Source organism: Granulibacter bethesdensis (assembly GCF_001889545.1).
Classification (GTDB): domain Bacteria; phylum Pseudomonadota; class Alphaproteobacteria; order Acetobacterales; family Acetobacteraceae; genus Granulibacter; species Granulibacter bethesdensis_B.
Window position 1 is genome coordinate 1,547,197 of sequence record NZ_CP018194.1, and the last position, 12,705, is coordinate 1,559,901.

At 58.7% G+C, this 12,705-nt stretch carries 13 protein-coding genes; 8 read left to right on the forward strand and 5 right to left on the reverse strand.

Annotation, left to right across the window (positions count from 1 at the left end; genetic code table 11):
* Nucleotides 1-128 precede the first annotated feature (128 nt).
* A complete protein-coding gene (locus tag GbCGDNIH8_RS07130; protein WP_072572644.1) occupies nucleotides 129-2,327 on the forward strand; it encodes a TonB-dependent receptor in 2,199 nt (732 codons plus the stop codon).
* Nucleotides 2,328-2,474: 147 nt separating this feature from the next.
* Complete coding sequence (locus tag GbCGDNIH8_RS07135) at nucleotides 2,475-2,969, forward strand: Hsp20 family protein (protein WP_072573718.1); 495 nt, start codon at nucleotides 2,475-2,477, stop codon at nucleotides 2,967-2,969.
* Between the two features lie 93 nt (nucleotides 2,970-3,062).
* On the opposite strand, the gene GbCGDNIH8_RS07140 is transcribed toward GbCGDNIH8_RS07135, so the two are convergent.
* A complete protein-coding gene (locus GbCGDNIH8_RS07140; RefSeq protein WP_072572645.1) occupies nucleotides 3,063-3,779 on the reverse strand; it encodes an MgtC/SapB family protein in 717 nt (238 codons plus the stop codon).
* 171 nt (nucleotides 3,780-3,950) lie between these two features.
* A complete protein-coding gene (locus GbCGDNIH8_RS07145) occupies nucleotides 3,951-4,151 on the reverse strand; it encodes a DUF1192 domain-containing protein (protein WP_072572646.1) in 201 nt (66 codons plus the stop codon).
* Between the two features lie 197 nt (nucleotides 4,152-4,348).
* Here GbCGDNIH8_RS07145 and GbCGDNIH8_RS07150 point away from each other — a divergent pair, with 197 nt between their 5' ends.
* A complete protein-coding gene (locus GbCGDNIH8_RS07150; RefSeq protein ID WP_072572648.1) occupies nucleotides 4,349-4,933 on the forward strand; it encodes a DUF1013 domain-containing protein in 585 nt (194 codons plus the stop codon).
* A gap of 87 nt (nucleotides 4,934-5,020) precedes the next feature.
* On the opposite strand, the gene GbCGDNIH8_RS07155 is transcribed toward GbCGDNIH8_RS07150, so the two are convergent.
* Nucleotides 5,021-5,203, reverse strand: a complete 183-nt coding sequence (locus GbCGDNIH8_RS07155) for a DUF465 domain-containing protein (RefSeq protein ID WP_072572649.1) — start codon at nucleotides 5,201-5,203, stop codon at nucleotides 5,021-5,023.
* A 214-nt stretch (nucleotides 5,204-5,417) separates the two neighbouring features.
* Here GbCGDNIH8_RS07155 and GbCGDNIH8_RS07160 point away from each other — a divergent pair, with 214 nt between their 5' ends.
* The 5 genes from GbCGDNIH8_RS07160 (at nucleotide 5,418) to GbCGDNIH8_RS07180 (ending at nucleotide 9,569) form a co-directional block, all read left to right on the forward strand.
* The gene (locus GbCGDNIH8_RS07160; protein WP_025286760.1) at nucleotides 5,418-5,621 is read left to right on the forward strand and encodes a YdcH family protein; all 204 of its coding nucleotides are present in this window, start codon (nucleotides 5,418-5,420) and stop codon (nucleotides 5,619-5,621) included.
* A 4-nt stretch (nucleotides 5,622-5,625) separates the two neighbouring features.
* On the forward strand, nucleotides 5,626-6,147 hold the full coding sequence (gene purE / locus GbCGDNIH8_RS07165; RefSeq protein ID WP_072572651.1) for a 5-(carboxyamino)imidazole ribonucleotide mutase: 522 nt from the start codon (nucleotides 5,626-5,628) through the stop codon (nucleotides 6,145-6,147).
* A 9-nt stretch (nucleotides 6,148-6,156) separates the two neighbouring features.
* Entirely contained in the window at nucleotides 6,157-7,296 is a 1,140-nt protein-coding gene (locus tag GbCGDNIH8_RS07170) for a 5-(carboxyamino)imidazole ribonucleotide synthase (RefSeq protein ID WP_072572652.1), read from the forward strand.
* A gap of 195 nt (nucleotides 7,297-7,491) precedes the next feature.
* Nucleotides 7,492-8,706, forward strand: a complete 1,215-nt coding sequence (locus GbCGDNIH8_RS07175; RefSeq protein ID WP_072572654.1) for an NADP-dependent isocitrate dehydrogenase — start codon at nucleotides 7,492-7,494, stop codon at nucleotides 8,704-8,706.
* 62 nt (nucleotides 8,707-8,768) lie between these two features.
* A complete protein-coding gene (locus GbCGDNIH8_RS07180; protein WP_253735980.1) occupies nucleotides 8,769-9,569 on the forward strand; it encodes a dienelactone hydrolase family protein in 801 nt (266 codons plus the stop codon).
* 45 nt (nucleotides 9,570-9,614) lie between these two features.
* On the opposite strand, the gene GbCGDNIH8_RS07185 is transcribed toward GbCGDNIH8_RS07180, so the two are convergent.
* Both GbCGDNIH8_RS07185 and alaS read right to left on the reverse strand, forming a co-directional pair.
* A complete protein-coding gene (locus GbCGDNIH8_RS07185) occupies nucleotides 9,615-9,809 on the reverse strand; it encodes a YqaE/Pmp3 family membrane protein (protein ID WP_072572656.1) in 195 nt (64 codons plus the stop codon).
* Nucleotides 9,810-9,904: 95 nt separating this feature from the next.
* Nucleotides 9,905-12,547: an alanine--tRNA ligase gene (alaS, locus tag GbCGDNIH8_RS07190; protein WP_072572657.1), complete on the reverse strand. Its 2,643-nt coding sequence runs from the start codon at nucleotides 12,545-12,547 to the stop codon at nucleotides 9,905-9,907.
* Between the last annotated feature and the right edge of the window lie 158 nt (nucleotides 12,548-12,705).

The following is a 12,705-nucleotide window of genomic DNA, read 5'->3' on the forward strand; positions in this document are numbered from 1 at the left end:
AAGCGGAAAAAGAGGGGCGGATCGCTCCTCTTTTTTTATTTCAGTGATGTTATGTTGTAACGTAACATGTCATGTTATAACATAACAATCATGTGCCTTTGCGCAGCCGTCGAAGGATTCTGCTTTCCATGCTCCGCCCTGCTCTCTCTCCTCTTTTCTCCATACCGCCTGGCTCCCTGCTTCGAAGACAGTCTGCCGCATTGCTCGGCAGTACGGTGCTGATGGCGGGTTTATGCGGGTTTGTCCCCTTTACCGAGGCGGCCGATCTGTCCTTGCCCGATGTCTCCCTGCCGCCGCTTTCCGTGGTGTCCAATACGCTGGATCAGGCGCGGAGCCAGATTCAGCCTTCTCTTGGCGCGACAACCTACCATTTCAGCCGGACCGCGCTGGAAACCATCCCGCAGGGTGATAATGCCCCGTTGCAGCAGGTGCTGCTGCAAGCCCCTGGCGTAGCGCAGGACAGTTTCGGCCAGATCCATATCCGCGGCGATCACGGGAATGTCCAGTATCGTCTCAACGGGGTGCAGTTGCCGGAAGGTCTGTCCGTATTCGGGCAGGTGCTGGAAACACGCTTTGCGCACAGCCTGTCCCTGATTATGGGCGCTCTGCCGGCGCAATACGGCTTCCGGGAAGCCGGGGTCGTGGACATCGTGACCAAAAACGGCACCACTGATCCCGGTGGGCAGATCAGCGTCTATGGAGGAGCCCGCGACTATTTCCAGCCCAGCTTCGCTTATGGTGGCCGTAAAGGAGCCGTCGATTACTTCCTGACCGGCGATTATCTGCTGAACCGGGTGGGGATTGAAAACCCGACCGGCTCTTTCAATGCCATTCATGACCAGTCCAATCAATGGCACGGCATGGCGCAGATTTCCGGTATCATCAACGATACCACCCGGATCAGCACGATCGTCGGATCATCCATACAGCACTTCCAGATCCCGAACCGGCCCGGCCTGTTGCCCTCCAGCGGATACAGCGTCAACGGGATTGATACGAAAGACAGCGCAACGCTCAATCAACGACAGCGCGAGATTACCGATTTCGCCATTCTTTCGCTGCAAAAGCACTATGATACGGTCGACGTACAAAGCTCCGTCTTCACCCGTTACAGCAGCCTTTATTACGCGCCTGACCAGATCGGTGAATTGCTGTTCAATGGTTTTTCCCAGTCGGCGGCGCGCGCTGTCACCTCCACCGGTGCCCAGACCGATGCAAGCTGGAAGGTTTCGGACCATCACACAGTGCGCGGCGGCTTTCTGGCCACGATCGAACGCGCAACGTTCCAGACCAGCAGTCAGGTTTTTGCAACGGATGACAGCGGTCAGGTTGCATCCGGGGCCTCTCCCTACTCCATTTATCAGGGGGGCGGCAGGACCGGCGGGCTTTATGGCATCTATTTACAGGATGAGTGGAAAATTCTGCCACGCGTCACCATCAATTATGGTGCCCGTTTCGATGTAGTGGACGAATACACGCACGAAAACCAGCTCAGTCCCCGCGTCAACATCGTCTGGATGCCGACAGACCGGACCTCGGTGCATGCTGGGTACTCCCGCTATTTCACCCCACCGACTTTCGAGTTGCTCAGCACCACCTCCATTGCCGCGTTCCAGAACACAACAGCGGCCGCTCCCGGCGGCCTGCTCAACAACACGGTCAAGGCCGAGCGCGCCAACTACTTCGATATCGGCATCGACCAGCAATTCCTGCCCGGCTGGCGTGGCGGCGTTGACGGTTATTACAAGCAGGCTACCAACCTGCTGGATGAGGGTCAGTTCGGGGCGCCGATCATCCTGACCTCGTTCAACTATGCGCATGGCTATGTTGGCGGTGTCCAGTTCGATACTACCTTCGACCGCGGGCCATGGTCGGTCTACGCCAATGTTGCCTGGTCAAAGGCCATGGGCAAAGACATCGTCTCCGCCCAGTTTAATTTCGATCCGGAGGAACTGGAGCAAATCAAAAACAGCTATATCCATCTGGATCACGACCAGCGTATCACGGCCTCGGCCGGAGCGGCCTATACGTTCTTTCATGGCACGCATCATCCGCTACGGATGTCCGGCACGATGCTGTTCGGCAGCGGTTTACGTTCCGATGGCGCAGTGCCGAACGGAAGCGCCCTTCCCCCTTACGGAACATTCAATTTCTCGGCCGTACAGACACTCGATCTGGGTTTCGGCAAGAGCACCCAGATAAGGCTGGATGTTATCAATCTGTTCGACAGCACCTACATGCTGCGTGATGGCACCGGGGTCGGGGTTGGCGCACCGCAATACGGGCTGCGCCGAACGATCCTGGCAGGGCTGACACAAAGATTCTGATTTGCAGACACGTTTTTTCCTCTTGAAACCGGTTCCGGTTTCGCTATCTCATAATGCATCGGGATGCCCTTGATGGGGTCTCGATGCCACTCAGGAACCGGCCTTATGGCGGTTCAGATCTGTAACCTTGCTTTGCAGGAGGTTGTTATGAATAGTTTTGATTTTGCTCCGCTGTTCCGCAGTGCAATCGGTTTCGACAGGCTGGCGCGTCTGGCCAATACTGTCTCAGGCAGTGCCGATGTTTCGTCCTATCCGCCTTACAATATCGAAAAATTAAGCGAGGACAGCTATCGCCTCACCATGGCGGTTGCAGGCTTTGAACCGACAGATCTCGATGTCACCGTGAAGGATAACGCCCTGGTTGTATCAGGTCATCTTTCAAACGAGCAGAAGGAAAGCGAAGTACTTTACCGCGGCATCGCCGGCCGCGCATTTGAGCGCCGGTTTGTGCTGGCTGATCACATGGTGGTCGATTCTGCCGATCTGAAGAATGGATTGCTGCATATCGGCCTCAAAAGGATTGTGCCGGAAAGTGCAAAGCCCAGAAAAATCGAGATTGGAACCTCTACGGAGCAGCAGGTGCTGACCCAGAGCGTTGCACAGGATAATGCAACACACAATCAGAATGAACAGGCAGCCTGAAGAACAGTTCTGACAGGGTAAAAGCACCTTAGTGCCACGGACAGAAAGGGGCTGGTATGACCAGCCCCTTTTTTTATCGCCCCATGGTGGATATCAGTCCCGTGTGCTGACTTCCCATCCGGCATGGAGCACACCAGAACGGGTCCGCAATTCTTCCATCATCTGATCCATTTCCTGAGGATTGACCGCAGTACTGACCAGCTGTGCGACCAGTTCCCCGGTGCTATTTTGCCCTTTCCGCTCGTCAATCGATGCGGCACTGTATTTATGATTCTCAAGGAAGTCAGCCAGCAGATCGCGCGTTTGCGGAATCTCGGCAGCGGGGCAGATCACCCTCACTTCATAATGCGCTTCCGACGCCATTTCATTGAATGGAGTGCGATTGATAGCATTGGCCAAAGGCCGCAACAGCGTATTGCCGATCATGACAAACAGCGTCAGCAGGGCAGCCTCGGCCACCATATCCGCTCCCGCACAACTCCCAACCGCCGCCGAACACCAGAGGGTCGCAGCCGTGTTCAGGCCGCGAACATTCATCCCCTCCTTCATGATGACACCAGCACCCAGAAAGCCGATACCGGAAACGACATAGGCGATGACACGCACAGCGCCTTCGGAACCTTCAATACGCATGGCCAGATCGACGAAGGTGGCGGCACCGATGGAAACCAGCACATTGGTGCGCAGGCCGGCGGTGCGCTGCCGGTATTGCCGCTCTGCCCCGATCAATGTCGCAAGCAGAAAGGCGGCTGTCAGGCTGATCGCCGTATCGGCATAGGATTGGGGATCAAAGGTCTCGATAAAACGCACGCTCAACCCTTTCCGTCTGAATAACCGGGAGATGCATTTCCGGGCCTCCCCCGTTCCGAGGCCGCATTCCGGTGGAATCGGCGCAAGGCAAGCAGCGGCTCTGCATGGTGGATGGCAGCCGGTCAAGCATATTTCAGTGATAGAAGCCTTTCCGGTGGGACGCTCGGTCAGCTATGAACCGTTCGGTCCAAGCCCTTTGAAAATCGCCTCGACACCGCCACGATGGGCTTCTCGGCGTGCAATAGCCTGTTCAACCCGCACAATCTCAGCTTTCAAGCGGGCGATATAGTCCCGTAATTCATCGATCCCGAGAGGATCGAGTATCAACGGCCATGAACCGGTGGGAGGGCGGGGAAGATCATCATCCTGCATCTGGTTATCCAATAGCCTGAGGTTTGAACGAAGCACCGCTCGCCGGGAGAAATCATGTGGAGGGATCAGGTTATGACACAGCCCTGCAACGGCAAGTCTTGACCCGGCATGGCGCTCAGGTCCATATGCCCGTCATCCCCTACTCATGAACTTTTTCTGCCTGGTCACCGCGCGGCCAGGCGAGGTGATGGAACAGCATGACTCTGCCATTGATGCCGAAAGCCACCGCGGTTTGGCTGATCGAAAAGACGGGTCTGACCTTCACGCAGATCGCCGAATTTTGTGGTATGCACCCTCTGGAAGTGCAGGCGATTGCCGATGGCGAGGTGGCACAGGGGATTGTGGGATATGATCCCATCGCCAATGGCCAGCTGACAGCCGCAGACATCAAGGCGTGCGAAGCTGATACCAGCCGTCATCTGAAACTAGCGCCGTCCGCCATTGCCTTGCAGAAGCGGTCAAAGGGCGCACGCTATACCCCCGTGGCAAAGCGCAATGACCGCCCGGATGCGATCATTTTCCTGCTGCGCAATTATCCCCAGCTATCGGACGTGCAGATTGGCAAACTGGTCGGCACCACCAAGGATACCATCCAGAAAATCCGTGACCGGACGCATTGGAACAGCGCCAATATCAAGCCGCGCGATCCGGTGATTCTGGGTCTGTGCAGCCAGACCGACCTGAATGCCATGGTTCAACAGGCCAACGAGCGCCTGATGCGGGAAGGACAGGAAGTACCACAGCCGCTTCCGATCGAAGATGAGGATGATACCTCAGTCTGATCGATAACCTGCTGGAAAAGGCGACAATGCGGACCGTATCATTCATGATCCGGCCCGCATTGTGTGCGGTGTATGATCTCCAGATGGTTAGGCCTGTTCTCCGTGATCCTGCTGAAGCCTGTCCAGTTCCTCCTTCAGCTTCAGCTTTTCCAGCTTGAGACGTGTCAGAGTATCCTCATCGGGTCTGGGGCGGATTTCTTCCTGGGCGATCTTGTTTTCCAAGGCAGCATGACGGTCTTTCAGAGACTCAATCCGTCCAGTCAGGGACATCCGCTTCCTCCATATCTGTACTGTGACAGGCGGGGATTGAGCAGCATTCTAACGAACCCCTCCTGCCTTATCCACCAAGCCTAGCCACAGCCTGTCGACGCTGTCAGCCCCTTTGCCGCTTTTTACGCCTGACAGTGCATCGGCCCATTGCGAAGGCAGCCCAAGCGGGATACAGGCTTTCTCTTCACTTTGCCCGAGAGTGTCATTTCAAGCCATGCTGAAAGACCGTGACGCCCTGCTTCGCCAGCTGCATGAACTGCGTAGTGAGCATCGCGACCTCGATACCGTCATCAGCCGTCTGGCCGATCAGGGTGCACTGGATCAGTTGCAGCTTCAGCGGCTGAAAAAGCGTAAGCTGCTGATCAAGGACGAAGTAAGCCGTCTGGAAAGTAATCTCATCCCGGACAATATCGCCTGATCTTATGAACCCCGTGCATCATTCCTCCTCCCCGCTGGTCGGGATTATCATGGGCAGCCAGTCCGACTGGCCGACCATGGTGCATGCTGCCGAAACCCTGACCAAGCTCGGTATCCCGCATGAAAAGCGCATCGTCTCCGCGCACCGGACGCCGGATCGGCTGGCCGATTATGCGCGTACGGCGTCCAGCCGGGGCCTGAAAGTCGTTATCGCCGGAGCGGGCGGAGCAGCCCATCTGCCCGGCATGTGCGCGGCATGGACGCGCCTGCCTGTTCTGGGCGTGCCGGTGGAATCCCACGCCCTGAAGGGCATGGACAGCCTGATGTCCATCGTCCAGATGCCCGGCGGCATTCCGGTCGGCACCCTGGCCATCGGCAAGGCCGGCGCCATCAACGCCGCTCTGCTGGCCGCCTCCATCCTCGCCCTGTCCGACCCTGCCCTGGCAACGCGGCTCGATGAATGGAGGGCCGCCCAGACCGCATCGGTTGCTGAAACAGTAGACGAAACAGCCTCTCTTCCGCGATAAGCCTGCCCCATGACAATTGCCCTTCCCCCCAATGCCACCATCGGCATCATTGGCGGCGGCCAGCTTGGCCGTATGTCCGCCTTGGCGGCTGCTCGCCTTGGCTATCGCTGCCATATCCTGAGCGATGCGCCGGATTCGCCTGCCATTCAGGTCTCTGCCGCACATACGATCGGGGCCTATGACGATCCGCAGGCCCTTCGCGCTTTTGCCAATGCCGTCGATGTGGTGACGTTCGAGTTCGAAAATGTCAGCGCCGAAGGGCTGGATCTGCTGGCTTCACTGAAACCGGTCCATCCCTCCCCCACCATTCTGCGTATCAGTCAGGATCGTCTGTCGGAAAAGACCTTCCTGAACAATGCCGGCATCCCCACCGCGCCATGGCATGCCGTCACCAGCCGGGCCGAGCTGGATGAGGCCGTTACGGCGCTCGGTTATCCCTCCATCCTGAAAACCACCCGGCTTGGCTATGACGGCAAGGGCCAGGCACGGCTGAACGGGCCTGATGATCTGGATGAAGCGTGGAAGACTCTGTCTCCACACCCGCTGGTGCTGGAAGGCTTCGTGGATTTCGCGATGGAAATCAGTGTCGTTGTGGCCCGCAGTGCCTCCGGCACTATTGCCGCATTCGATACGGTGGAAAACCGCCATCGCCATCACATTCTGGACCTGACGCTTGCCCCTGCCCGCCTGCCGGAGGAAACAGCACAGGCCGCCCAGACCATCGCCCGTAAAGTGGCAGAGGCGCTGGGGTTGATCGGGCTGCTGGCCGTCGAAATGTTCGTGGATGCACAGGGGCGCGTTCTGGTGAACGAAATCGCGCCCCGGCCGCATAATTCCGGGCACTGGACCATGGATGCCTGCCCGGTCAGCCAGTTCGAGATGCATATCCGCGCCGTGGCCGGCCTGCCCCTGCCCCCTGCAATCCGCCATTCCGATGCGGTCATGCGCAATCTGGTGGGGCCGGAGGATGTTGCGCTGTGGCCGGATATTCTCGCCACGCCCGGACTGATCCCGCATCTTTATGGGAAAGCCGAAGCCCGGCCGGGCCGCAAGATGGGACATGTCAACCGGCTGTTCCCGCGCGGCGCCCTTCCCGGTGATCTGGGGATTGCCGACGCGCTGGGGAAACTGGCCAGAGAAGCGGAATAAACTCTCCCTCATTGAAAAAGACATGTCTTTCTGACAGCGATTGCCCTTCTGCTCCGGCAGTGGGGCAATCGCTGTTTTCCTGTCAGATGTCGGCCAAATTCAGGGCCGCTCCTTGTCGAGGCACAAGATCGGGTGCCACACTGGGGCCAAAGGTCGGCCCGATATGGCTGGCCAAGAAACGACAGGAAACGTGCCATGGCGAAGATTACGGTAAAAACGCCCCTCGTTGACCTTGATGGCGACGAGATGACCCGGATCATCTGGGGCTTCATCAAGCAGAAGCTGATCTTGCCGTATCTGGATATCACGCTCGAATCCTATGATCTCAGCATCCAGAACCGTGATGCCACAGACGATGCCGTCACCGTGGACGCCGCCAACGCGATCAAGCGTCTGGGGGTCGGCGTGAAATGTGCCACCATCACACCTGATGAGGCGCGGGTGAAGGAATTCGGTCTCAAGAAAATGTGGCGCAGCCCGAACGGCACCATCCGCAATATCCTCGACGGCACGATTTTCCGTGAGCCGATTATCTGCGCCAATGTCCCGCGTCTGGTTCCACACTGGAGCAAGCCGATCGTGGTCGGACGCCATGCCTATGGTGACATATACCGGGCTGCCGAACTGACCGTGCCAGGGCCGGGAGAGGTTTCTCTGGTCTATCAACCCGCCGATGGAGGACCAGCCCAGACACTGGAGGTGCATCGCTTTGCCGGTGAAGGCGTCGCCATGGGGATGCATAATACCCGCGCCTCCATCGAAGGCTTTGCCCGCGCATCGTTCAATTACGGTCTGGCTCGTGGATACCCGGTCTATCTCTCGACCAAAAACACTATCCTCAAATCCTATGACGGGATGTTCAAGGATATTTTCCAGACCATTTACATCGATGAATTCCGGGAAAAATTCGAAAAGCAGAACCTGCATTACGAGCACCGGCTGATTGACGACATGGTTGCCAGCGCCCTGAAATGGACCGGCGGTTATGTCTGGGCCTGCAAGAACTATGATGGCGATGTACAGAGCGATATCGTGGCCCAGGGCTACGGTTCTCTCGGGCTGATGACCAGCGTATTGATGACGCCGGACGGCCAGACAGTGGAAAGCGAGGCTGCTCATGGAACAGTCACACGCCATTACCGGGAACACCAGCAGGGCCGCCCCACCTCCACCAACCCCATTGCCTCCATTTTCGCATGGACACGCGGGTTGGCTTATCGAGGCCGCTTCGATCAGACTCCGGATGTGACGGGCTTTGCCGAAACGCTGGAGCGTGTCTGCATCGAAACCGTTGAATCAGGCATCATGACCAAGGATCTGGCTTTGCTGATCGACAAGACTCATCCTTGGGAAACGACAGAATCCTTCCTGAAAATTCTTGATGAGCGGCTGAAGAAGGCCATGGTCTGATCCTGACCTTCCCGGTAACCTCACAGACAGGGACGAAAATGATACAAAGACGCGGCTTTTTGATGACCTCCCTGATAGGCGGCTTCAGCACGGCGGCCGGCGCAGCCCATGCCGCCGCCATTCATACCGGCACGCATGGGATCATGGCCGGTGAAAAGCACATCAAAGTAAGCGATGGAGAAATCCCGGCCTATGTTGCGTCTCCGCAGGGCAAGGGACCGTTCCCGACCGTGCTGGTGATCGAAGAAATTTTTGGCGTGCATGAATATATTCGCGATGTCTGCCGCCGTCTGGCGCATGAAGGGTTCATGGCGGTGGCGCCGGAGCTGTATGCGCGGCTGGGCGATCTGTCGAAAATGAGTGACGTGCAGACTATTCTGCGCGACGTCATCAGCAAGGCGCCTGATGCCACTGTGTTCGATGATCTGGACCATGCCGCCACCTGGGCTGCCGCGCATGGTGGCAGCGCCGACAGGCTTGGCGTGATTGGTTTCTGCCGGGGCGGACGTGACGTATGGCTGTACGCCACGCATAATCCCAAACTGAAAGCAGCCGTCGCCTATTACGGCCCGGTCAAAACCGAGGATACCGAGATCCAGCCGCATTCTCCGCTGGACGTGGCGGATCAGCTGAAATGTCCGCTACTCGGGCTGTATGGCGGTCAGGACAAGATGATCGACCCGGCCGATGTTCAGAAAGCCGCCGACAAAGCGACAGCGGCCGGAAAGCGCGTGGAAATCGTCAATTACTATATGGCCGATCACGGTTTCCATGCCGATTACCGCCCGACCTATAACGAGGCGGTCGCCAAAAATGCGTGGGGCCGCACCCTCGCCTGGCTCCGCGATCATGGCGTCCGATGAGGCTGCGATCGCGGAAGGTCGTGTCGTCGTGGCTTGCGATACGGATTACGGTCGACGGCCAAAAGCCTGTTCAATTTTCTGATCCGTCTTGTACTGGCTGAGTGCATAAACGGCCCAGATGGTGGCAGGCAGCCACCCGATCAGGGTGACCTGAAGAATCAGGCAGACCACACCGGAAATGGGTCGACCGATGGTAAAAAAGGTCAACCAGGGCAGAATCAGAGCAATCAGCAGACGCATGGTCCTATCTCCAGAGTATGGATGTGATGATAGACGGAAAAAGCCGCCCCGGTCACCGGAGCGGCTTTTTCCGTCGTTCCTGAACACGCAAGCGATCAAGCCGCCATAGCATCCCGCACGGCCTGCAAGGCCGCATCGGCCTGGGCGGCATCCGGTCCACCGGCCTGCGCCATATCCGGGCGGCCACCACCGCCTTTACCACCAACTGCCGCACTGGCAGCCCGCACCAACGTCACAGCATCAAAGCGGCTGGTCAGGTCGGCGGTTACACCGACCACGACGCTGGCCTTGCCCTCCGCCGTGGAAACCAGCGCAACGACACCACTTTCCAATTGACGGGCGATAGCCTCGGCCAGACCCTTGAGTTCCTTGGGCGAAACATCGCCCAGATTACGGGCGGCAAGCTTGACGCCGCCGATTTCCTCAACCTTATCAGCAGCACCACCGGTTGCCAGCTTGCGCTGGGCATCGGCCAGCTGGGCTTCCAGCTTCTTGCGTTCCTCAAGCAGGGACGCAACGCGGGTGGCGACATCGCCGGGGGCTACACGCAGCAGGGATGCGGTCTCCTGAAGGCGACGCTCAGCCTCGGCAATCTGGGCCAGCGCGGCTTCTCCGGTGACCGCCTCAATCCGGCGTACCCCGGCGCTGACGGCACTCTCACCCGTAATGCGGAACAGTCCGATATCACCGGTACGCCCGACATGAGTGCCACCGCACAATTCAATAGAGTAGGCTGTTCTGCCCTCCTCCACCGGTGCGCCCATGGAGACGACACGCACTTCGTCGCCATATTTCTCACCGAACAGCGCCATGGCTCCCTCGGCCACCGCCTGCTCCGGCGTCATCAGGCGGGTGTTGACCGGGCTGTTCTGACGGATCAACGCGTTGACCTCTGCCTCCACCACAGCCAGATCGTCACGGGTGATCGGGGTGGGCTGGCTGACATCGAAACGCAGGCGATCCGGCGCATTCAAGCTGCCTTTCTGCGCCACATGCGTGCCAAGACGCCGACGGAGCGCTTCATGCAGCAGATGAGTAGCACTGTGATGGGCGCGGATGGCGCTGCGGCGCTGGTGATCAACCACCACTTCCACCGGCTGGCCGATCTGGGCCAGACCACTTTCCACCCGACCGAGATGCACGAACACATCGCCGAGTTTTTTCTGCGTGTCGGAAATGATAATGCGCAATCCGTCGGGACCAGTGATAATACCGGTATCACCAACCTGACCGCCACTCTCACCATAGAACGGGGTCTGGTTGAGCACCACGGCGACCTCGGTTCCGGCAGGCGCCGTCTCGGTCAGCGCACCATTGGCAACCAGCGCCCTGATTTCGGCTTCGGCTTTCTCTGTGGAGTAACCAAGGAACTCAGTGCCACCGACGCGATCACGGATTTCGAACCACACCCCTTCCTGAGCGGCATCACCGGAGCCGGACCAGGCGGCGCGGGCGCGACGGCGCTGCTCCGTCATGGCGGCATCAAACCCGGCCACATCGACGGCACGGCCCTGTTCGCGCAGCGCATCCTGCGTGAGATCGAGCGGGAAGCCATATGTGTCGTAGAGCTTGAACGCCACATCACCGCTGAGCGTCTGGCCCTCACCCAGCTTGCCGACCTCGTCGGACAGCATGGCGAGACCACGATCAAGCATGGCCTTGAAGCGGGTTTCCTCCAGCCTTAGCGTCTCGGTAATCAGGGGCTGGGCCTGCAGCAGCTCCCCATAGGCCGCGCCCATCTGCCGCACCAGCGCGGGCACCAGACGGTACAGCAGCGGCTCGGTCATGCCCATCAGATGAGCGTGGCGCATGGCACGACGCATGATACGACGCAACACGTAGCCACGTCCCTCGTTCGAGGGCAGCACACCATCCGCCATCAGGAAGCTGGTGGAGCGGAGATGGTCGGCCACCACGCGGTGGCTGGTCTTGTGGGGACCATCCGGATCCTGCCCGGTGGCTTCGGCACTGGCGACGATCAGGGCGCGCAGCGTGTCGGTATCATAGTTATCGTGCTTGCCTTGCAGCACGGCAGCCAGACGCTCCAGCCCCATGCCGGTATCGATGGAGGGGCGCGGCAGGCTCACACGTGTGCCGGGCGGCCCTTCCTCATACTGCATGAAGACAAGGTTCCAGATCTCGATAAACCGGTCACCATCCTCATCAGGGCTGCCCGGCGGCCCGCCCGGAATGGAAGGACCATGATCATAGAAGATTTCGGAACAGGGTCCGCACGGGCCGGTATCACCCATGCGCCAGAAATTATCAGCGGATGCAATGCGGATGATGCGCTCTTCCGGCAATCCGGCAATGGATTTCCATAGCCGGGCCGCATCGTCATCATCCTGATAGACCGTGACCAGCAGCTTTTCGGCCGGCAGACCGAATTCGCGCGTGACGACGTTCCAGGCATGGGTAATCGCCTGTTCCTTGAAATAATCGCCGAAGGAGAAATTCCCCAGCATTTCAAAGAAGGTATGATGCCGGGCGGTGTAGCCGACATTATCGAGGTCGTTATGCTTCCCCCCGGCGCGGACGCATTTCTGGGAGGTCGTGGCACGGCTGTAAGGCCGCCTTTCCTGCCCTGTGAACACGTTCTTGAACTGCACCATACCGCTGTTGACGAACAGCAGGGTGGGATCGTTACGCGGCACGAGCGGAGAGCTGTCGACCACCTCATGCCCGTTACGGGCGAAGTAGTTAAGGAACGTGGCGCGGATATCGTTGCTGGTGGCCATGCGACGATCGAGAACCTGATCATGAAGGGCGTCAGCCAATAGTGGCATCAGCCGGATGAAAGGATGAACGCGCCAAGTAGCCCATGCAGGCAGATCGGTCCATCCCCGTGTAAAAGGGGGGAGGTTACGCTCTTCACGTATATGCTGGGGAAGCTACA